20 protein-coding genes are annotated in these 20,820 nt (G+C 29.3%); 3 read left to right on the top strand and 17 right to left on the bottom strand.

Annotated features, from left to right (window positions below; all coding sequences use genetic code 11):
- Nucleotides 1-218: 218 nt before the first annotated feature.
- Together Q9969_RS02145 and Q9969_RS02140 are read right to left on the bottom strand one after the other, a co-directional pair.
- On the bottom strand, nucleotides 219-1,907 hold the full coding sequence (locus tag Q9969_RS02145; protein WP_305554138.1) for an Ig-like domain repeat protein: 1,689 nt from the start codon (nucleotides 1,905-1,907) through the stop codon (nucleotides 219-221).
- A gap of 149 nt (nucleotides 1,908-2,056) precedes the next feature.
- Nucleotides 2,057-3,577 carry a right-handed parallel beta-helix repeat-containing protein gene (locus Q9969_RS02140; RefSeq protein WP_305553935.1) on the bottom strand — a complete coding sequence of 507 codons (1,521 nt, stop codon included), beginning with the start codon at nucleotides 3,575-3,577 and terminating at the stop codon, nucleotides 2,057-2,059.
- Nucleotides 3,578-3,884: 307 nt separating this feature from the next.
- On the opposite strand from Q9969_RS02140, the gene Q9969_RS02135 reads away from it, so the two are divergent.
- Nucleotides 3,885-5,381: a transposase gene (locus Q9969_RS02135; protein ID WP_305515381.1), complete on the top strand. Its 1,497-nt coding sequence runs from the start codon at nucleotides 3,885-3,887 to the stop codon at nucleotides 5,379-5,381.
- Between the two features lie 196 nt (nucleotides 5,382-5,577).
- On the opposite strand, the gene Q9969_RS02130 is transcribed toward Q9969_RS02135, so the two are convergent.
- The 12 genes from Q9969_RS02130 to Q9969_RS02075 form a co-directional block, all read right to left on the bottom strand.
- The gene (locus tag Q9969_RS02130; RefSeq protein ID WP_305553932.1) at nucleotides 5,578-6,063 is read right to left on the bottom strand and encodes a hypothetical protein; all 486 of its coding nucleotides are present in this window, start codon (nucleotides 6,061-6,063) and stop codon (nucleotides 5,578-5,580) included.
- Between the two features lie 13 nt (nucleotides 6,064-6,076).
- Nucleotides 6,077-6,760: an NADPH-dependent F420 reductase gene (npdG, locus tag Q9969_RS02125; protein ID WP_305513198.1), complete on the bottom strand. Its 684-nt coding sequence runs from the start codon at nucleotides 6,758-6,760 to the stop codon at nucleotides 6,077-6,079.
- Between the two features lie 9 nt (nucleotides 6,761-6,769).
- A complete protein-coding gene (locus Q9969_RS02120; protein WP_305553929.1) occupies nucleotides 6,770-7,321 on the bottom strand; it encodes a DUF2284 domain-containing protein in 552 nt (183 codons plus the stop codon).
- A 117-nt stretch (nucleotides 7,322-7,438) separates the two neighbouring features.
- Nucleotides 7,439-7,774 carry a hypothetical protein gene (locus Q9969_RS02115; RefSeq protein WP_305553926.1) on the bottom strand — a complete coding sequence of 112 codons (336 nt, stop codon included), beginning with the start codon at nucleotides 7,772-7,774 and terminating at the stop codon, nucleotides 7,439-7,441.
- Between the two features lie 107 nt (nucleotides 7,775-7,881).
- Entirely contained in the window at nucleotides 7,882-9,234 is a 1,353-nt protein-coding gene (cca, locus tag Q9969_RS02110; RefSeq protein WP_305553923.1) for a CCA tRNA nucleotidyltransferase, read from the bottom strand.
- Nucleotides 9,235-9,238: 4 nt separating this feature from the next.
- Nucleotides 9,239-9,796, bottom strand: a complete 558-nt coding sequence (gene thpR / locus Q9969_RS02105) for an RNA 2',3'-cyclic phosphodiesterase (RefSeq protein WP_305553921.1) — start codon at nucleotides 9,794-9,796, stop codon at nucleotides 9,239-9,241.
- 8 nt (nucleotides 9,797-9,804) lie between these two features.
- Nucleotides 9,805-10,935 (bottom strand): 3-dehydroquinate synthase II, encoded by a 1,131-nt coding sequence (locus Q9969_RS02100; protein ID WP_305513207.1) that lies wholly within the window; start codon nucleotides 10,933-10,935, stop codon nucleotides 9,805-9,807.
- A 9-nt stretch (nucleotides 10,936-10,944) separates the two neighbouring features.
- Nucleotides 10,945-11,736 (bottom strand): 2-amino-3,7-dideoxy-D-threo-hept-6-ulosonate synthase, encoded by a 792-nt coding sequence (locus tag Q9969_RS02095; RefSeq protein WP_305513209.1) that lies wholly within the window; start codon nucleotides 11,734-11,736, stop codon nucleotides 10,945-10,947.
- A 188-nt stretch (nucleotides 11,737-11,924) separates the two neighbouring features.
- Nucleotides 11,925-12,431, bottom strand: a complete 507-nt coding sequence (locus Q9969_RS02090) for a class I SAM-dependent methyltransferase (RefSeq protein WP_305513210.1) — start codon at nucleotides 12,429-12,431, stop codon at nucleotides 11,925-11,927.
- Nucleotides 12,424-13,269: a pantoate kinase gene (locus Q9969_RS02085; protein ID WP_305553918.1), complete on the bottom strand. Its 846-nt coding sequence runs from the start codon at nucleotides 13,267-13,269 to the stop codon at nucleotides 12,424-12,426. Before Q9969_RS02085 ends, Q9969_RS02090 begins: the two co-directional genes overlap by 8 nt.
- Before the next feature lie 63 nt (nucleotides 13,270-13,332).
- The gene (locus tag Q9969_RS02080; protein ID WP_305513214.1) at nucleotides 13,333-13,839 is read right to left on the bottom strand and encodes a flavodoxin; all 507 of its coding nucleotides are present in this window, start codon (nucleotides 13,837-13,839) and stop codon (nucleotides 13,333-13,335) included.
- Between the two features lie 296 nt (nucleotides 13,840-14,135).
- Nucleotides 14,136-15,359 (bottom strand): FprA family A-type flavoprotein, encoded by a 1,224-nt coding sequence (locus Q9969_RS02075; protein ID WP_305513216.1) that lies wholly within the window; start codon nucleotides 15,357-15,359, stop codon nucleotides 14,136-14,138.
- Nucleotides 15,360-15,421: 62 nt separating this feature from the next.
- On the opposite strand from Q9969_RS02075, the gene Q9969_RS02070 reads away from it, so the two are divergent.
- Together Q9969_RS02070 and Q9969_RS02065 are read left to right on the top strand one after the other, a co-directional pair.
- Nucleotides 15,422-16,087: a histidinol phosphate phosphatase domain-containing protein gene (locus Q9969_RS02070; protein ID WP_305513217.1), complete on the top strand. Its 666-nt coding sequence runs from the start codon at nucleotides 15,422-15,424 to the stop codon at nucleotides 16,085-16,087.
- Nucleotides 16,084-16,551: a DUF2115 family protein gene (locus tag Q9969_RS02065; RefSeq protein ID WP_305513219.1), complete on the top strand. Its 468-nt coding sequence runs from the start codon at nucleotides 16,084-16,086 to the stop codon at nucleotides 16,549-16,551. Before Q9969_RS02070 ends, Q9969_RS02065 begins: the two co-directional genes overlap by 4 nt.
- Here the strand turns inward: Q9969_RS02065 and Q9969_RS02060 are convergent.
- The 3 genes from Q9969_RS02060 to Q9969_RS02050 all read right to left on the bottom strand — a co-directional run bounded on the left by Q9969_RS02060 (nucleotide 16,532) and on the right by Q9969_RS02050 (nucleotide 20,724).
- On the bottom strand, nucleotides 16,532-17,503 hold the full coding sequence (locus tag Q9969_RS02060) for a glycosyltransferase family 2 protein (RefSeq protein WP_305513220.1): 972 nt from the start codon (nucleotides 17,501-17,503) through the stop codon (nucleotides 16,532-16,534). The genes Q9969_RS02065 and Q9969_RS02060 overlap by 20 nt on opposite strands.
- Nucleotides 17,504-17,608: 105 nt before the next feature.
- Entirely contained in the window at nucleotides 17,609-18,886 is a 1,278-nt protein-coding gene (locus Q9969_RS02055; protein WP_305553915.1) for a glycosyltransferase, read from the bottom strand.
- Nucleotides 18,887-18,891: 5 nt separating this feature from the next.
- On the bottom strand, nucleotides 18,892-20,724 hold the full coding sequence (locus Q9969_RS02050) for a glycosyltransferase (protein WP_305553912.1): 1,833 nt from the start codon (nucleotides 20,722-20,724) through the stop codon (nucleotides 18,892-18,894).
- Nucleotides 20,725-20,820: the final 96 nt, after the last annotated feature.

Below are 20,820 nucleotides of genomic sequence, written 5' to 3'. Positions count from 1 at the left end.
CGCAATCTACCTAATACGGATACAATTAGAATTTTAAATGAAATAAGTTTAAAAAAACCTTCAAAACCACCATATCATGAAGCAGATTCTAGTTTTAAATTATGATAATATTTTCCGAAGCTGCTTTTGCATTTGATAAAGAGGTTATTAGAAAATTAAATTTTGGCAAACATTAAATTGTTATAAAAAAAGTAATGGGAATATAAATTCCCAAATGTTTAATTTTTCCGACGTATTGATACACCTAAAATCATCATGATCATTAAGATTAATAATAATATCGGATTTCCAGTAGCTGGAATTAAATCAATACTATTCATCTTTTCTGGAATTGTTGAATTGTTCTTATTATGTGATTTACCTACATAAATGCTCATTGTAGTATAATTTGATTTATAATTTTCATCTCCACTATAAAATGCAGTGATAGTGTATTGACCAGAACCTATAGGAGTAAATTCAAAGATTTCCCCAACAGGAAGTGTAGCCATTTTTTTACCATTTACATAGTAAGTTACAGTACCAGTTGCACCTTTAGGCAGATTAACTATAACTTTAATTTTATCGCCTGTTACATGTTTGGATTTATCAGTATTAATGTTCATAAGAGTATCCGCTTTTAAAACATTTACATATAAAGTCATGTTATCAGTTAAGTAATTATTATCTCCATTATAAATAACTACTATTTTGTGTTTTCCTGCTTTATCTGGAGTAAATTTAAATGTTTCATTTAAACCAAGAGTAATAGGTTTATTATCATCAACAATGTAAGTTACAGTACCAGTAGCATCACTAGGAAGCAAAGGATCTATATGTATATTATCTTGGTTATATACTGGATTTTTTGGAGAACTAATAGCATCTAAACAAGAATTAGCTTTTTTAACTTCAAATTCATCAGTGTCAGACACTATACTATAACCTTCAATATCACCAGTTACAGTAGCAGAATAGTTACCTGCATCTAAACGACCTAAATCTACAATCGCTTTACCATCAGCAACATGAATATTAAATGTTTTATTAGTTGATGAGGAATTGGAATTGATTAAAGTAACAACAATTACATAATCGCCATCTAAAGTAGCTGTAACATTAGCTATTGGATGATTAGGATAAACTGTATCATTAACTTCAATATGAACATTGATAATTCCATTAACAACTTTAAATGTATCATATTCAGATACTGAATTGTAATTAGGAATATTAGCAGTTACAACAGCAGTATAACTTCCAACAGGTAAAACATCAATATCAACACTGCCAGTACCACCAGACACAGCAACAGTATAATTCTTATTATTAACAGTCACCACATACTCACCATCAACACTGCCAGAAACAACAGCAACAGCATGATCAGGATAAGTCACATCATTAACAACAACACTAACATTAATAGTACCATTTATAACATTAAAAGTTGTACTAGCATTAGCTTCATTGTATTTATCTGTTTCATTGAATTTTACATTAGCTATGTATCCTTCACCAACATTTAAAGTAATGCCAGTTACACTTTTTGTTGTTTCACCTTCATTTAGAGTTACAGTATAATGTTTACCATTTATATAAACATCATATGTTCCAGTTGCATTAGCTGTAATTATTGTAATAGGTGCATTTGGATAGGTAACTTCATCTACATCAATTGATACATTTACATTAAGTTTTTTTACAATTATATCAACTGCACCACTAACACTTGAACCATAATTAGAATCACCTAAATAGTGTGCAGTTATAGTGGAAGTACCTACTGAAGTAGGTTCATATATAAAACTATCACCAGCTGTAATAGTAGTAATTAATGTATCGCCATCATAAATTTCAATATTACCACTTGTAATTGTAATGCTACCTGCCTTAACAACAGGTGTAATCATAACTTTATCACCTATGTATATACTGGTTGTATTAACATTTAAAGTAGTATTAGTTTTTAATTTAGTGATAGTGAATATTGTACTATTATATATACTAGAGTAATACTCATCACTTATATGATATGCAATAACACTATACTCACCTATATCAAGATTATTAACATCTAATGTAATATTCCCATAATACCAGTTTTATTTGTGTATGTTTTTATTAGGTTATTACTACTATCATATATTTCTATTGTAATATATTGACCAGCTTCATGATTATCTTGATATACCAGAGCACCATTTTGACTATTAACAGCGCCAACAACTGGAGTAACTGGACTATTACCAGTATTCATATAATTATTGAAACCATAATAACTAACATTAGTTAATTCAACACTACCAATATTATAAATAGCATTAATTAAATTATCATTGCCTGTGAAATTTGTGGTAATTGTAACTTCATTAGAATTAACACCAACATTAATCTTAATATTATTTGAATTTGCCTTATTATTTGTTAAATTTGAATTGGTTATTGTTAATCCTTGTACATTATAAATTACAGAACCAAATTTTGCACCATTATAATTGAATAATGAATTGGATATTGAATTATTTGAACTATTTATATATGCAGCTCCACCATTATCCGTTGCTTTATTATTATTAAACTTGGAATTGTTAATGGTAACATCACTATTCTTACTATAAATCGCACCACCATTCTTATTAGCATGGTTATTTGTAAAATTACATCCATCTATATTAATATTAGTAGATTGTTGAAATATAATTGCTCCACCAGACTGGCTTGCATTATTGCCTGTGAAAATACAATTAGATATTGCACTATCCCTACAGTTATATAAATCAATAGCTCCACCGTAAGTATTAACAGTATTATCAATAAATTCACAATTATTAATCAATAATCCTCTATTATTTTTAGCAAGAATACTTCCCCCATAATAAGGAGTATAAAAAGGATTATATACTACATTATTATTAATAAATCTACAATTTTGAATATTAATATTGCTATTTGAATTTTTTAAATATAATGCACTACCTCCAGAAGCAGATATTCCATTTTTAAATGTTATTCCTGATATATTTACATTATTTGCAGATACTGACCAAATACTATATCTATTTGTACCATCCATTATAACTTCTTCACCATTGTATGCTAAGATATTTACAGCTTTATTGATCTCTATATGAATATTAGAATTAAAACTAAACCATTTATAATCATTATACGTTCCACCCCTAATGTAAATAGTATCTCCATTACTCGCCCTTGTTAATGCATATTCTAATGTAACAAAAGGATGATGAAATGAACCAAATTGAGGTTCAGGACGATCATGACCATTAAGACTAACATACCAAGTGTTTCCAGCTCGAAGTATATCATCAATTGAAGATGCCCCTAAAAGGTTGTTTTTATTTATAATACTATAATTTGAAGATGAATTATTAAAATATTCATGAGTATTTAAATTATCTTCACTATCAGCAAACATATTCTCATCAATAACACTCTCATTTTGTGGAAAATCGACATTTACACTTCCATCAGATGTTAAATTGTCACCTAATTCAACAGCACCAACAGAATTAATTGACATGAACACTATGAAAAGTACTGAAATTAACACTATGACCTTTTTGTTTTTATTCACATTTTCACCCCCTTTTATATCAATCCGTTTAAAATAGGATATTTATTTTATAATTTACAGGGTGTCCGCCAAAACTAATTTTTTTTATTTTGAATTTTTTATAACTGCGTTATAATTTTCTTGTTTTGTTAATTTTTTTCATTAAATTAATTAGAATTTAATTTTAATTATTTATTATTCATAATTTTTAATATGGATTATAATGATTTATTTATATTTGATTTTAGTCATTTTTAGAATAGTAATATTTATATACTATGATGTACATATTTTATATTAGATATGAGTTATTATGTGTTGGTTATTTATGGTTAGTAAGAAAGTTATTAAGAATCAGGCTGAATTAGGCATTAGGACTTATGATTTTAATGTTCCAGAGAATCATATTTCTCGTTTTGTGGTTGATTTTATTGAAGAATTTTATCCGATTTTGGGAATTAAAGAGAATAAGAAAAAAGGCGGTAGGCCTTCATATCCTCCATGTTCCATGTTAAAATTACTTGTTTATGCAAAAATAGACCATATTGAAAGTGCTAGAGTCATTGCAGAAATGACAAAGTACCATGACATATATAAATTCGTTTGTGATAGAATTAAACCCTCTGAACGTTCAATTCAAAGGTATCGTGATGAATTTGGACGTTATTATGAAGTATTGCTTCAAATGACATTAAAAATGGCCGTAAAAAAAGGATTCACTGAATTTAATCATGTTGTAGTCGATGGGACCATCAAAAAAGCATTCAATTCTAACCAAAATATGATCAGCAAAAAAGAAACCAATTTGCTGGTCCAGTTCTACAAAGGACTGGAAGTTGACCTTAAAAAGCTTGAAAAACTCAATAAACCAGCTCAAAAAATACTAAATGACAAGGAAATGTCCAATGATGAAAAATTAGAAATATTATATGACATCAGAACTCAATTCAAATTCACAGGACAGGATAAAATACCAATGAATGATATTGAAGCACGCATGATGAAAGGCAAAAAAGGAAACTTCCTGGTTGCTTATAATATCCAATCTGCAGTCGATTACGACACCAAACTAATCTGCGCATTAAACGTCACACAAAACCCTACAGACCATTACCAACTACCAGAAGTAGCTGACAAAGCAATAAACAACATAGGAAAAGTACCAAAACACATGAGTGCAGATACAATATATTTAAATCAAATAAGCCTATCATACTTTGTAAACAAAGGAATAGATGGATTAATACCAACAAGAAAACAATCCAAAGAAAAAATAGGCAAATTAAATCCAAACCAATTCCATAAAGACCACTTTTACTACATATCCGACCTAGACTTATTTATGTGCCCATCAGGACAACCAATGTACTTCTACAAAGAATACACACAACCAAACGAAGAACCAGACAAACCCGACAAAATAAAAAGACTCTACAACAATTATACTGCATGTAAATACTGCATTCACAGAAAATCCTGCTTAACAGACAAACAAACACATAAAACCATCACAGAAAACGGTGGCAGATTAGAAAGAGCAATGTTCTTCAAAATGGAAAAAGAAGAATATAAAGAAGAATTCAAAAAAAGACCAAGTGTAGAAGGACCATTCGGAATATTCAAAGAACAATACCATGTAGAACAAGAAATAGTAATCGGAATGGTAAAAACCGGAGAAAGACTCAACCTAGATGCACTAGCATACAATATAAAAAGATTATATAATCTTATTCAAGGAGAACAAAATAATAAAGAAGATATTGTTGATTTTTGTGAAAGTATATCCACTACACACCAATTAAAGCTTGATGTGACCATTTACTAGAATCCACACTCAAAAATCATTTTTGGCGGACACTCTACATTATAAAAAAATATCAATATAATTTTTTATTAACAAAATATATATGATTACCTAAATTAGGCTCATTGGCACTTTCAAAATATTAATTGATGAATTATTGAAATCACATAAAATTTTGAAAAAAATCAGTTTACAGCAACATCATATTTCAATGAACTTAAAAATTACAAAAATTTATTTCATCAAAAATCTTCTGTAAGTATTTCTTTTTAAAAACAAACACTCTTTTATTAGCTAATTTTTTACTATTTGGTTGAGGAATTTTTTCATTTAACCTAGAAGCTCCTAAATACTTAGTATCTCCTTCAGTTAACAAATGAACTTCCCCATCATCAATAGCTTTTTTAATAATAGTATAATCATCAAAAAAAATATCAAAATCGTTACTTAAGTAATAAATTCCCGAATCAGCAATTATATTATCTTCGCCATACAAAACAATTAAAATAGCTTCACGATTAAATAATTGAGAAAAAGAAATTAAGTTAAAAAAGTCAATGCCGGCTATTTTAAATTTATCTTGAGGATAATGTCTACCGCAGTGTTTAGTTGAGTATTTTAATGGTGCAACAAAAAAAGTTATGGATTCATTCAAGGTGACTTCATTAATATTTTTACCAATGACTGCCTCAAATGAATTCATTTTAATCAAATTATTATCTATCTAAAGCTGGAATACCAGTAATTCTTAAACCACCATAATGAGATTTGTATTTAATGTTTAATCCAATTAACAATGGTGTAATTTTTTCAATAATTCTGGCTTTTTCCAACATTCCTGTATCAATTGTTTTAATTCCTGGGATTTTATCGATAATTTCAGCAGCTGTTGCTTTTGCTTCTGCATCATCACCTGCAATTAAACAGTCACAATCTATTTCTTCTGGGATATTTGAGAGGTGAGAGTTTGAAATATTACAGAATGCACAGATTACTTTTGCACCAGTTCCTTCTAAAAGTTTAGCTGTTCTTTCAGCAGCAGAACCTTCCATCAAATCAACAAATCTAAATGGTTTTCCACCAATTGCTGTTTCTAAAGGTACCGTCGCATCCATTACTATTTTATCTGTACAAAATTCTTTTATGCTTTCAACAGTTGGTTTTTGTGCAGCTAATGGTACTGTGAGTATTAAAATATCTCCTTCTTTTGCAGCATCTTCATTTGCCATACCAATCATGTTTAAATCATAGTCCGATAAATCCTCTTTTGCTTTTGCAACCACATCTAATGCTTTTTCTTCTTTTCTAGAACCTACAATCACATCAACACCAGCAATAGCTAATCTTTCTACAATTCCAAGACCTTGTGGCCCAGTTCCTCCAATTACACTTACCTTCATTTTAATCACCTATTTTTTATCATAAAGCAGGCCACCAACGAATATCAAATATTCAGGTAGCCTACCTTCATGAGCATAAATAATTTTATATCCAAAAATATCCTCAACAGTTTTATCTACGTCCCCTCCTAATGCCTCTATTGGATATCTCATTTTAAGAGGCATTTTACATTGCATTCCAAATTCTCTTGTGCATCTCATGCAAAGAGTACATTTTCCCAAAAATAAACCCATTGAATCCTCATCTTCTAAAGCATAAATATCATTCATTAATCTGACTTTAAATCGCTCAAATCTCTTTAAAACCATTTTTAATTGGTCATCACTGAATGTGGCTTCAAGTTCATCAGCTGAAAATTCAATTTTAAAAGCAATTAATTTAAGTTTATTATATGAATGCCAAAGCTCATCTACATCAAAATCAAATGGAGGATAACTCCAATTATATCCAAGCATCTCTTGCTCTTCCATGCATAATTTTGAAAATTTTTCAAAATCCACATATTTTTCATAATACTCCTCAACATCCACATCGGCCATGAGCTTTTTTATCTCTGACATGATTATCTATCTCTACATTGAATATAATAAAACTTTCTATAATAGTTATTATGCAACGGGAATAATTTTTAAATTTAAATTAAGATTTATTGATTAGCAACTATTAATTAATAAAAATTATCCATTTATTACACGATTTATTCCAATTTTTTTAGAATTGTACTTTAATGATTTATTAGTGTCATTAAGTGATTGCTTTAAAGTGGTTACAATTGCATTTCTTAGCTCATCACTAAAATCAATGCAGTTTCCTCCCCTAAATTCACAGATTTTTGATATTTTATTATCTTCTAAATATTTAATATATTCCTCCCATTCGCTGGCTATTTCATCAATGAATATCTTAACATCAAGAATTTTATCATTTAATTCGTTTGCTTTTTTGAAAGCTTCTTTTTCAATGTCTTTTAAGTCATTTTCATTCCATTCATATAAATATGTTTTCTCAGCCATAATATCACTTTAGGTATGCCTAAATAATAATTATAAATTAATAGTATATAAATCAAATATAAAAAATTAAATAAGTTAGTAATAATGATAGGTAAGTCCGGCTTACTTTACCGCACAATATATTGACCCGGATTTAGAAAATCATCTAAAAATTCCAAATCAACCTCATCAATATCAATAAACTCGTAAGTGTTTATAATATTATTTTTAAGGTTTTTGCCAACCTTTATCAACCCAATATGATCTTCTGTAAAAATATGAGAAATCAAATCTTTTGCATAGACAAATTCCCTTTTTTGAGTGTGAACTAAAAAATCGCCTTGAACATAGCAGTTTTCACGGCCATATTTTTTAGTGAAATTTTCACAAGCACGAGTAATAAAAACTTTTGGCCCAATATTGACTTTAACATTGTTTAGTCTAGAAGAAGCCATCTCTAAAAGAATTATGCAAGTTGTAAGCTCATCACTCCAGTAATCAGCTTTAAATACATTGAATTCCTCATGATTTAATTTCCTCTCCAGTGCCTGACAGGTTTTTCTAAGCTGAGGATGCAATGTATCCAGGGGAATATCTGGAATATTAAATCTGAATGCAATCAATTCGCCATTTCTAGATTTGAATTCATTTAAAATACCTTCCTTATTTAAAGATTTATTTAATGGATAGAAATAATCCTTTTTATTATCAGAAAATATATAATTTCTTGCCGATTGGATAAATTCAGCCATTTTGTCCAATCTTAAAGAAGCACCAACATTCCTATTCTTATCAGTTGGATCGATGACAATTAAATGATCCTTGAAATTACCAGAAGTTCCATAACCTTCTAAATCAATGCTTTGACCAAAACGCCATTTAATGGCTGCATTTAAACAGCTTTCAAAGTCCCCATAATGGATTATTAACAATTCACATAAATAACCTGCGAATCCTCCGACTTTAAACTCAGATCCATAAGTTCCAGTCATTGCCATGAAGCGTTTAAGTAATAAAACCTCATCTTCCTGAGATTTCTCCAAATGGTCTTTGACATAGAGAGTATGCAAAATGCTTCTATCAACCGCTGATTTAAGCTGATTGCCATTTTCAATTTTATAACATGGCACAATATCAACTTCACAATCCTCAATGCAGGTTGTAACATAAGGATGTGAAGCAAAATGATGATTTGGACGAGTATTGAAATAATCACAGCATTTATGTGCTAAATCAAGACCTGTTTCTTTTAAATATTTCTTATCAGCACCCAATGGAAAGGCTATGAAAATATCAATGTCAGATTTACCTTTAAGAGCAGTATTTTTAGCAACGGATCCTACAAGAGTTACTTTTGCATCAATACCTTCCCTATCACATATATCCTGTATGAAATTCATTATTTTCAATGATACATTATCAATATGTTGTTTTTCATCAACTGTTGGCTTAATATCTTTCAGAATATCATCATAATCCATATAATCACAATTCAAATATTTCCATATCTTCATATATCGGTCCAGAGGGTGTTAATGTGGATTTTTTAAAAGAAATGTGTGTCACTTCCATCTCACCAATTTCAAAATCCCCATACTTTTCAATGATTGATTTGACCTTATTTTTATTTTTAGAAGATTTCATTCGCCCAATTGTTAGGTGTGTTGAGAATTTTTTATCCTTTTGAAAACCTAATTTGGCAAATTCCTTATCTAATGCATCATGCAAATTCTTTAAAAGAGCATCCTCTTCTATTCCAATCCAGATAACTTTTATATGATTATTGTTTGGAAAAGCTCGGCAACCTGAGATTTTAATTTTAAATGGTCTAAATTCACTAACCACATTTGATATTGCATTATTAATCAGCTCCAATCCATCTGTATCAATATCGCCGAAGAATTTTAAGGTCAAATGTAGGTTAGTTAACTCCACATATTTAATTTTTGCATCAACAGATTTAAATTCCCTGATGATTTTATTTATTTTTGGTTTTAAATCATCACATAAATCAATTGCAAGAAATGCTCTTACTTGGGACATTGAAACACCTACTGTTCTATAATTGTCTCATCAATAGCAATTCCAAAGTGACGTGCACTTACATCAATGAATACTTTTACCTTGTCCCCTGCTTTTACATCTGCTACTGATAGTGGACGGTTATCCTCACCAACAATCCTGATTGTTTCTGCATTCTGAAGCAAAGTTCTGATAACCTGACCTTCACATTCCGCTTCGATTAAAATTAATGGTCGTCTTTCAATTTTGCTTCTTCCAACATAAGCGGTTCTAGACTCCCCTTCTGTATTGACTATTAGAACCTCGTCACCTGCAACAAGTTCAGATAGATATCTTGTTTTATTTCCAGGCACCATTACATATGCCTGAACAGGTCCCGCATTTACTCTAAATGGACGTGACGCTACATATTCACTTTCTAAACTTTCAGAGTGAACTAAAAATAAAGATTTTGAATATGAACCAATCAACATTCCCTCTCCAGGTTTCATCATGTCTGTTGTATCGACACAAACCCTGTCTCCTGAACCTAAAGGTTTGACATTGGTTACTGTTGCAACTGTAAGCTCATATCTTTCCTGTGATAATTTAATAACCTCTTCGGCTATTTTTTTGGTATTGTTAAAGTCAGATGCTTCAAATATTACTCCATCAGTACCATGTTCCAATGTTTCTAAAGCCACTTTAGCACCCTCACTATCACGTACTGCAGCAATAATTTTAACATCATCTTTTTGCAAATCAGCAATGATGTTTTCAAGTGGAATAATAGTCCAATCAGTACCAACAAGGATTATATAATCTACAATTGAACCTAATTTAACAGCCAGTTGTTCATGTGCTTTATCCGTTATGATTATATATGCACATACTGTTTTTCCTTCGCTTTTTGCCTTTTTTGCATCAGCAATATCAATGGAATCAGTGAAATCTTCACTTAGCCTTAAAACTCCATCACCTTCACCATTAATTCCAACTAAATAGATATCGGCATCATCATTATTGGCAATTATTTTAACGTTACCTAATTTTTTAATGTTTTTACCATCATCTAAGTCAAGAACATGATCTATGCCCGATTCTAATGCTGCAGTAATCATCTCTTTTTTATCATCCCATAATTCATCAGGAGTTGAAATCCAAGCGAATTTGTTTTGCATATTACTCACCTAATCTAAGAATTTTAAAGCATCTTCAACATCAAGATCATTGTGAACAACTTCGGCTATTGCTCTTGTAATTTTTCCAGGGTTTGCTGCTTGGAAAAGATTACGTCCAAATGCAACACCTGCTCCACCAACTTCAAGAGAATCTTTAACCATATTTAACAAATCTTCATCAGTATCTACTTTAGGACCACCTGCAATAACTACCGGTACAATTGCTCCTTCAACTACTTTCTTAAAACTATCGGGATCTCCTGTGTAGTTGGTTTTTACAATATCCACTCCAAGTTCAGAACCAACACGTGCAGCGTGTTTTACAAACTCCACATCATGTTCATTTTCAACTTTTTGACCTCGAGGGTACATCATGGCAAGTAAAGGCATTCCCCAAAAATCACAAGTTTCAGCAATTTGACCTAATTCTTGTAACATTTGACTTTCAGTTTCAGAACCTAAGTTTACATGAACTGATACTGCATCTGCACCAAGTTGAATTGCTTTTTCAACACTGGTGACAGTTACTTTATCATTTGGATCCGGTGCAAGGGAAGTGCTTGCTGATAAATGAACGATTAATCCTATATCTTTACCGTACCCTCTGTGACCCTGTTGTACAATTCCTTTGTGCATCAAAATTGCATCGGCTCCTCCTTGGGAGATACTTTCAACCGTGTCATCTATATCAATGATTCCTGGAATCGGACCACTTGATACACCATGATCCATTGGCGCTATAACAGTTCTTCCAGTGTTTCTGTTAATGATTCTTTCTAAACGAATCTTTTTACCTATCATTTTAATACCTCTAGTCATATTCTCTATTTAATGATATATAATATTTTTTAACAAAAATACATCCTTTTATTGATTAATTTAAATAAGCAATTAAAATCAATGAATAATTATTAAACAAGTTATATTTTAATTTATAAATTTGTTTTAAACTTCCAAAGATTAAGAAAGTATTATACAATTAGTACAACTTATAGTGAAGAAGTCCATAAACTAAACTCTTTTATTTGAGATGGAATTCCCGAATCATGGTAGGACTTTAAATAGCCCCTTTCACTAATGTAATTTTCCCCACTGCCTAAAGCGGAATTGGCAAATTCCAATATTCCACGATTTCTAATTAGCGTATGAGCAGGTTTAAATGTTGATGACCATATGTAAAATACTTTAAAAACAGTATCAGGATGATATCCCCCACCCAAATCAATTGCCAAAACATCACATGACTGAGTGATCTTAAAAACTTCACTTAACACCTCATGCAATCTTACATCTCCGGTTATAAATTTAACATCAAGTTTACTCATTTCACTTTCTGCTTCAGGTGAATTATCTACAGCTATTACATTGCAAGAATTTGAAATTAATTTTGTTGAACCGCCTATATGACATCCTAATTCAATTACAACATCATCAGGTTTAACTATTTCAAGCAAGTCCTTGCGGTAATTTTTAACATCATAACTTAATTTAATCATAACTAATCCCAATATTGTTAATTTTATCAATATGTAAATTTTCAACTTCTAAATTTTTGAAATCATCTTCGTTTTCTGCAACTGCAAATACAGTATTTCCAAGCATGGCCATGGAACTGCCTAAAATATCAGAGATAGAATTAAAATAATCAACCAAACCTTTAACTTCATCTGACATTAATTCTGTTTCATAGGAGAATTTATTTGAAAAATCTAAAAAATTTCTCAAACTAGACTTTTCTTCAAAATATTCAAGATATTTCAACCCCACATCAGATATTACCTGTTTTTGATAAGAGTCTTGAATAATGCTTGAAGTTTCAATCCCTCCAAAACTTTTCCATGCAATATAGGCATCTTGTTTAAATGATTTTATCCTGCCAATGCCTGGAGCACCTGATTCAACTCTTAAAACCATACCCTGACCAGTTTGAGCTATTACATCACCTAAACCACCACCAAGATTCACTTCAGCCATATGAGCAATTTGACCGCATAAATCAAGTGAATAACCTAAATCTAAAAATTCATTTAATGATAATGTTAAACTTAAAGCTGAAGCGGCTGAAGTTCCAAAACCAGCACCAATAGGCAATTGAATGTCTTGTGTGATTTTAAAATCATCATCAATTTCTAAAATCTTTAAAACTTCATCAATTACTGTATAATCTCCCCGATTAACACTGATTTCAAATCTGTTTGATGGCGAAACAGTTGTTTTAACACCTCGTGAAAGTAAAAAGCCAGCACCGCAAGATCCCTTTTTTAGGGAAATATCATGGTCTTCAATAGTGAAAAAGCCAGTAATATGGCCAGGTACGAAAACTGAATTTGACATAATATATAATTTGTTTTTTTGTTAATTAAAATTTTTGACAAACCCAACATGCTTCTTAAGGCATTATTCCATAATCCATAATTTTACAGTATTTTTAGAATTGGCCACATTCACCCCTGCAATTGATAAACCATTTTTAATTTCAGCTCCACTGCATAAATTGTTTAAGTCTTTTTGTGATGAAGCAAAACCAGATCCCTCATGAGTTACAAAAGGTTTCACAACTTTGCCTGTGAAATCAAGTCTTTCTAATTGAGTAAACATTGGCATTGGAAGTGTTCCCCACCAATTTGGAAAACCAATATAAATTTTATCGTATGCATCAATATTATCTAAAGGATTCTTAATTTTAGGTCTTAAGTTATCATTTTGTTCTTTTTTAGCAGCATCAATACATTCCATATAATCATCAGGATAATCGTTTACAGGTTCAACTTTAAATAACTCAGCATTATCAATTTCCTGTATAAATTCTGCTATTACTTCAGTGTTTCCTTTTTCAATGTTTTTAAGTTTGCCACCAAAGTAGTTTTCACCATTTCTTGAAAAATAGATTACTAAACTTGACATGATATTAACTCCATTAGTCAATATTTATATAAATATTGTATTTTAATATTGTGATTTGCAACAATTAAAATTTAAAAAATAATATTACAGTTACGACAGTAACAAAATAAATACAATAACCAACATAGTCGAAATATGGTTATTTAGTGTTCAAAATAATTTATATTTCCAAAAATTATTTTATTTTGAATTGTTTAAATAAGGAACCGTATAATTTTATTTAAATAGATTATATGAAATTCTGAAACTTTGACTCATATTCAATCCCAATAAATAAAAAAAGAAGAATAATTAAATTATTCTTTAATAGAACGTGCTAATGCAGCGCCCTTTTCGAATGCTTCAGCAAGAACCTCTTCATCAGGTACAAATAAAACATCCATAGTATCAGTAACTGTAAAACCAGCTTCTTCTAAATCTCTTTGAAGTTTGGCAACAGCACCTCCACCCCATCCTTTAGATGAAAAGATTAAAGCATTTTTCTCACTACCAGTTCCTTTAAAGTTAACACAATCCAACCAATAGACCATATTACCAATTCTTGGGAATGGCTTATTCATCATGGTTGGAGCACCGATAGCTATAGCCTTACTATCTAAAATATCAGTTATTGCATCATCAGGGCCGTCTTCTTGCATGAAGTACATTTCTACTTCTACACCTTCACTCATAATGCCTTCAGCGATTTGATATGCTAATTTTTCAGTTGAATGGTGCATAGTATCATAAATAACAGTGATTTTATCTTTACATACACCAGATGCCCATTCAGAATATTTCTCTACAACAGGACCAGGATTAGTCCAAATTTGTCCATGACATGGTGCAATCATTTTAATTTGTTCAAGTATACCATTATCAGTTAACTCCTGTAATTTCATTCTAAGCATTGGTGATCCAAGAGTTACTAAATTAGCATAGTACTTTTGAGCTTCTTTAAGTAAGTAATCAACTGAGTAATCACTGTCAAACCTTTTGGATTGGCATACATGTTGACCAAATGCATCATTTGAGAACAATATTCCATCTTCAGCTAAAAAAGTAAACATACTATCCGGCCAGTGTAGCATTTGTGCTGAAATGAATTTTAAAGTTCTGCCTCCTATATCAATTTCATCACCAGTTGCTACAGGAATTAATTCTAAATCAGAAAAGTTATGATATTGTGCTTCTAAAAAGTTAATGCAATTTTGAGATGCGTAAATTTCAGCATCAGGATTATATTTGTCAATAGTATCTCTTAAATAAGTGGAATGATCCATTTCAGAGTGGTTCTGTACAAATACGTCTATTTTAATTTCTTTGCCTTCCTGTGCAAATGCATCTTCAATTCTTGCATCTAATTGATCTTGTAATCCCCTATAGGTATTGTCAATCAATACATTTTTTTCTTCTCCAAATACCAAATATGCATTGTATGTGGTGCCTGGAATGCCATATCCATGGAAAGTTCTGCTATTCCAGTGGATAACACCTACCCAATATACTCCTTCTGCAATTTTTACTGCGTTAGCTTTCATGTTATATCTCCAATAATATAATTTATATAACTATATATTAAACATGTTATATAAATTATTACATGAAAAAAAGAATAGATTTACATATGCATAGTTTATTTAGTGATGGGGAACTCCTGCCCTCAGAACTTGCAAGAAGAGCTTTAAAACTTAACCATGAAGTGATTGCTATTACTGATCATGTTGACTGGTCAAATGTTGATACAATCCCTGCAATTCAAGATGCGATTGATGATATTAATTCAAAATGGGACATAACCGTGGTATTAGGTGCTGAAGTTACTCATGCCCCTTGTGAGTCAATAGATGGAATAGCTAAAAGAGCAAAAGACTTAGGTGCGAAAATTGTTGTTGTTCACGGTGAAACATTAAATGAACCTGTTACACCTGGAACAAATAGGGCTGCAGTTGAATCTGAATATGTTGACATTTTAGGTCATCCTGGATTAATTACCCGAGAAGAAGCTGAAATTGCACTTAAAAACAATGTCTATTTAGAAATTTCCGCTCGTAAAGGTCATTGCCTTGGAAACGGCCATGTTGCAAATATGGCACGTGAAGTTGGAAATAAATTAGTTGTTGATACAGACACTCATGCACCAGGTGATTTGATAACATTTGAAAAATCATATGAAATAGCATTAGGCGCTGGTTTAAGTCATGAAGAAGCAATGAAGGCACTTGTTGATAATCCCCGTGAACTTTTAAAAAGCAAAGGCATTTTATGAAAGCATCTAAACTTTTAAAAATCATAAAAGAGGATTTGAAAGACTATCCTATTGATTATTTAAAAAACAAGGCAACAGACCCAAGATATAAAGACCCATTAACTAAAAAACTTGCAAAGTATAACTCCAATGTATATGACAATATATATGACACAGAAATTTTAGATGATTTTGAAATAAAAGATGCAGTGATAAAAAACATGCGCTCAGATATTGGGTTTTATTTTAACAGATATGGTGATGGAGAAAGTGAAACTAAACGATTCACCGAAAACATATCTCTTTATTTAGCATTTATTGTGAAAAAACCTCTTCATCCTTTCACAGATGATAAACGCGACGAAGTGTATTATCAAAATGGGAAATATTTCTGCAAAACTCGAATGACCGCTATTCATGATGAAAAATCACTTTGCAGATATTGTGTATGTAAAAATGTTGGATTTACTGGGATGTTTTTTTAAACTCCTCATAATCTCTTGCATTAATTACGTCTAAAAAAAACTTCCTTTTTACAGGTCCAAGCTCAACTAAAAAGTCATCATAATATTTTGTTGATTTAATTTCTGCGTAGTCTTTTTTTATTAAATCGAACATGTGTTTTTTGTGTTTAAATGGCATGTCCCTCAAAGCAAAACGGGGACCGTTTATTTTATAGGCAAGCAAATCATATTTGTAGCGTTCATACCATCCATTCTGAATAAACATGCCCATCAATATTTGGCCAGCCCTAACCGTGTCGAAGAATTTTTCATCTACACGATTAGTAATTGAATCTGGATGTTTTCTTCTAACATACAACTTCTTTTTAACAATTGAAATTTTACTAGCCTTAAGGAAAACATAATAAAAAAATGGCATGTCTTCAAAAAATATGCCTTCTGGAAATTGCGCATCAATATTTTTTAGAAATTCATGATTGTAGATTTTTTGACAAACACCAACTGACAGGTCGAAAATAGAACCTGGAGTTTCTTGAGGTGTGAAAACTCTATTCTCAAAAGAATCATCAAATGTTTTCATCTCAAACCAATCATTTTCATAGTATCTCTCTCCATCAAAGTTTATCATTTGGAAAAATGTTAAATCAGCACTGAATTTTGTAATTTCCCCATATGCAACTTCTAAAGCATCACTAGTGAAAAAATCATCACTGTCAAGAAACATTATATACTCTCCACTGGCGATTTTTAAAGCTTTGTTTCTGGAAGCTCCAGGACCCTGATTAACTTGATTAATGAATTTAATCCTGTTGTCTCTAAATTCATTAATAATATTTAACGAATCATCAGTTGATCCATCATTAACAATTATTAACTCGAAATTCGTAAATGTTTGGTTTAAAACACTTTCAATAGCTTTCCTAATATATTTTTCACCATTGAAAACAGGAAGTATTACTGAAATTTTATTCATAGTAATTGTTTATTTATTGAAATATATAAAAAATAACCTTGTAGAAACCAGTAAAAATTTTAGGACACTTTAAAGAACTTTGTTGATTTTTAAGATTATTCTGTTTTAAAATTTATTTTTTAGTCTTACATGAATATTATTTATTTTATATCTAAACCATCCCTTTGTCGATTTAACAGTTTTAATTTCATTTTTTAGTTTTATGTTATTTTCTGTTAAATTTTTATTTTTTTCTTTTAAAGAATCATTTTCATTATCTAAATTTTCTTTTTGTTCAGCTAGTATTTCGATTTTACTTTTTAAATAATTATTTTCTTCAATTAATATGTTATTTTTATTTTTCAATTCTGAATTTTTAACATTCCATTTTTTATTATTTAATTCATATTTAATTAAATAAATCAAATTTTCTAACTTCCCACTTATTAAAAGATCATATTTAAGTTTAAGTAAATCATCTAAATCATCAAATGCCTCAATATCCATATTTTTTATAACAGGCATAATTTTATTTATAACTATATTAATTATTTCTTTATCTATGAAAGGCAATTGATTAATAATATGTCTATAATCAATTTTTAATAATTTATTATTGAATTCATTAATTAATATTCCATATTTTTCTGATGAATATAGCATATCAAATATTGAGTGGATAATAAATAATCTATCAGCAATATTAGTTGTATCATCATAACTTTGTGTGATGGATTTATTCTCCTTATTTAATCTAACTCTCCAGTAATAATTTACATATGGATAAACACCAACATAATCTGTTGCAAAGAACAATTCCATTGAGAATAATACATCTTCATATACTCTATCTTCAACAAATCTAATTTCATTATCATCTAAAAAAGTTTTTCTGATGAATTTGGAAGTAACCGTTGTGTTATAAATAAATTCATTATTCTTTAAAATATTTGTAGAAGTTATTATATGATCAGATACTGAAATACTGTGTAATTCACTTGACCAAACTTTACCGTCATCATTAAATCTAAAAGCATTAAAAAGTATACAATCTTGATCATTCGTTTTAGCAAAATTATATAATTTTTCACATGCATCCAAATCCATTTTATCATCAGAATCAACAAAAGACAAATATTCTCCATTTGCATTATCTAAACCATTATTCCTAGTTATTGATACTCCTTTGTTTTCATCATTTTCAATTATCTTAATTCTCTTATCCTTTTCACTATATTCTTTAAGTATATCCAGTGAATTATCAGATGACTTATCATCGATGCAAATTACTTCTATATTTTTTAGTGATTGATTTAAAATACTGTCTAAGCACTCCCGCAGATAATTTTCCGTATTATATACTGGAACAATAATACTTACAAAAGGTTTCTTATTTTCACACATAAAAATCAACCCACTAATTTTTTAACAATGAAAATCTCATTATCTTTTTCAAAAATCTTTATTTTAAATTTATCGCCATGGATTATTTCATTAGTGAAGTTTTCAAAATGTCTAGACTTTAATTTGAATCTATTTTTATTAATTTCTATATATAGGTTATATAAAACATTTTCATCTAATGAAAATTTCCATTTAAGTTCAAAATCATTACATGACTGACTATCATTATTAATAAAATATACCCGTTCAATTTTCTTTTTATAATCAATAGATATTTTATAGTTTATACTGTCATATTTTTTAGGAATTATTTTTAACCTATCTTTTTTAATGTCTAACTCAAAAATATTTTTAACATCTGCATTTATAAATGATAAGTTGTTAAACTTTGTAAAAAAAACTAAAACATTATCATTCTGATTTATAACATCTTCATCTAATTTTTTTGTAAAATTCTTTTTATTTATTCTGAAATCTTCTTTTTTTCCATTATATTTAAATTCTAAAAATACATCGTAACTATTAATATTATCAATTTCTTTAATAGGTATTTTAACATTGAATTTATTCTTTTCAACTCGTTTTAAATTAAATTTATAGGTATTCCTATCTTTTGATTCATATTTTTTAGTTAAACCTTCAAATATAACGTTAGATTCATCTATTTCCAGATTATTTGGTAAGGAAATATCATCCATATAAATATATTTCGAATCAACTTTTATATCACTTATATTAATAAAATTATTATGAATATTATTGATTTCGAATATTTTATCTGGGATATTATATTTTGGATTCCTAAAGTATTCTAAATCCCAATATACTTTACCATTTTCAACAAAAGTATCTTTTAAAGTGGTAGAATTTAATAAAAATTCTTTTAAATTATCAAATTCCTCATTTAGAATAAAATAAGCACATAAATTATAAACAATATTAATATATTCATTATCATAAATATCTTCAATATTGCTCAATATTTCATATAATTCATTTAAATATATTTTTTCATAAGATGAATTTTTTAAAATCCCAGTAATAGGGAAAAAAAACCTCTCAAGATACAGTTTAATAACCCTATTAAAAAGTTCATCATCGTCACTAAAATAATCCCTCAAAACATAAAAATTATCCATCCTATCTTTTAAATTATATAAATCCAAAATATTTCTTGTAATTGAAGTATTTTTACGACGAGAACGCCAATAATAAACAAGATCTGTAATTAAAGTTATTTTATCTGCTTTGAGATATGCTTTAAAAACAAATGGGGCATCAGCATACAATTTTCCAGGAATCATGTAAATATCGTTTTTTTCAATAAACTCTTTTTTGTAAATTTTATTCCAATAAAAAACATCATAAAAAATATCCAAATCTTTTTTAACATCAACAACTCTTTCTTCATCCCACAGGTCATGCCTTGCACCTACCAGATTAAATAAATAATTACCTGAATATACATAAGGTTTTCCACTTACTATATCTGAATTTGTTTGTTTAGCTTTATTATACATTTTTTCATAAGCATCCCTAACAACAATATCATCTGAATCAATTAAAGTTACATATTCTCCTTTAGCTACTTTAAGACCATTATTGCCTGCAACAGCACCACCTTGATTTTTTTGATCTATAATTTTAATATTATCATATTTTCTAGCATATTTTTTAAGAATATTTAAACTATTATCTGTACTTTCATCATTAACGCAAATTATCTCAATATTATCTAATGTTTGATTAATAAGTGAATCTAAACACTCTTCAAGATAATCCTCAGTATTATAAACTAAAACCACTACAGATAATTTATATTCAAATTCATTCAACATTAAATACATCCCCTATATATTCACATTTTCCAATCTATTAATGATTCGATAACATCTAAATCAAACAAATATTAAGTTTTTTTTATAGATAATCTT

Origin of the sequence: Methanobrevibacter sp. V74, assembly GCF_963082495.1 — an archaeon.
Classification (GTDB): Archaea; Methanobacteriota; Methanobacteria; order Methanobacteriales; family Methanobacteriaceae; genus Methanocatella.
The sequence above is the reverse complement of the archived record's forward strand: the minus strand, read 5'-3'. Positions and strand labels throughout refer to the sequence as shown.

Coding starts and splice junctions, on each gene's coding strand:
- Q9969_RS02130 (WP_305553932.1), bottom strand. CDS start 6,063: ATGAATTCATTTGAGGCAGTCATTGGTAAAAATATTAATGAAGTCACC.
- Q9969_RS02095 (WP_305513209.1), bottom strand. CDS start 11,736: ATGATAGGTAAAAAGATTCGTTTAGAAAGAATCATTAACAGAAACACT.
- Q9969_RS02070 (WP_305513217.1), top strand. CDS start 15,422: ATGAAAAAAAGAATAGATTTACATATGCATAGTTTATTTAGTGATGGG.
- Q9969_RS02090 (WP_305513210.1), bottom strand. CDS start 12,431: ATGATTAAATTAAGTTATGATGTTAAAAATTACCGCAAGGACTTGCTT.
- thpR (WP_305553921.1), bottom strand. CDS start 9,796: ATGTCCCAAGTAAGAGCATTTCTTGCAATTGATTTATGTGATGATTTA.
- Q9969_RS02050 (WP_305553912.1), bottom strand. CDS start 20,724: ATGTTGAATGAATTTGAATATAAATTATCTGTAGTGGTTTTAGTTTAT.
- Q9969_RS02100 (WP_305513207.1), bottom strand. CDS start 10,935: ATGCAAAACAAATTCGCTTGGATTTCAACTCCTGATGAATTATGGGAT.
- Q9969_RS02065 (WP_305513219.1), top strand. CDS start 16,084: ATGAAAGCATCTAAACTTTTAAAAATCATAAAAGAGGATTTGAAAGAC.
- Q9969_RS02060 (WP_305513220.1), bottom strand. CDS start 17,503: ATGAATAAAATTTCAGTAATACTTCCTGTTTTCAATGGTGAAAAATAT.
- cca (WP_305553923.1), bottom strand. CDS start 9,234: ATGGATTATGATGATATTCTGAAAGATATTAAGCCAACAGTTGATGAA.
- Q9969_RS02075 (WP_305513216.1), bottom strand. CDS start 15,359: ATGAAAGCTAACGCAGTAAAAATTGCAGAAGGAGTATATTGGGTAGGT.
- Q9969_RS02055 (WP_305553915.1), bottom strand. CDS start 18,886: ATGTGTGAAAATAAGAAACCTTTTGTAAGTATTATTGTTCCAGTATAT.
- Q9969_RS02080 (WP_305513214.1), bottom strand. CDS start 13,839: ATGTCAAGTTTAGTAATCTATTTTTCAAGAAATGGTGAAAACTACTTT.
- Q9969_RS02085 (WP_305553918.1), bottom strand. CDS start 13,269: ATGTCAAATTCAGTTTTCGTACCTGGCCATATTACTGGCTTTTTCACT.
- Q9969_RS02135 (WP_305515381.1), top strand. CDS start 3,885: ATGGTTAGTAAGAAAGTTATTAAGAATCAGGCTGAATTAGGCATTAGG.
- Q9969_RS02120 (WP_305553929.1), bottom strand. CDS start 7,321: ATGTCAGAGATAAAAAAGCTCATGGCCGATGTGGATGTTGAGGAGTAT.
- npdG (WP_305513198.1), bottom strand. CDS start 6,760: ATGAAGGTAAGTGTAATTGGAGGAACTGGGCCACAAGGTCTTGGAATT.
- Q9969_RS02115 (WP_305553926.1), bottom strand. CDS start 7,774: ATGGCTGAGAAAACATATTTATATGAATGGAATGAAAATGACTTAAAA.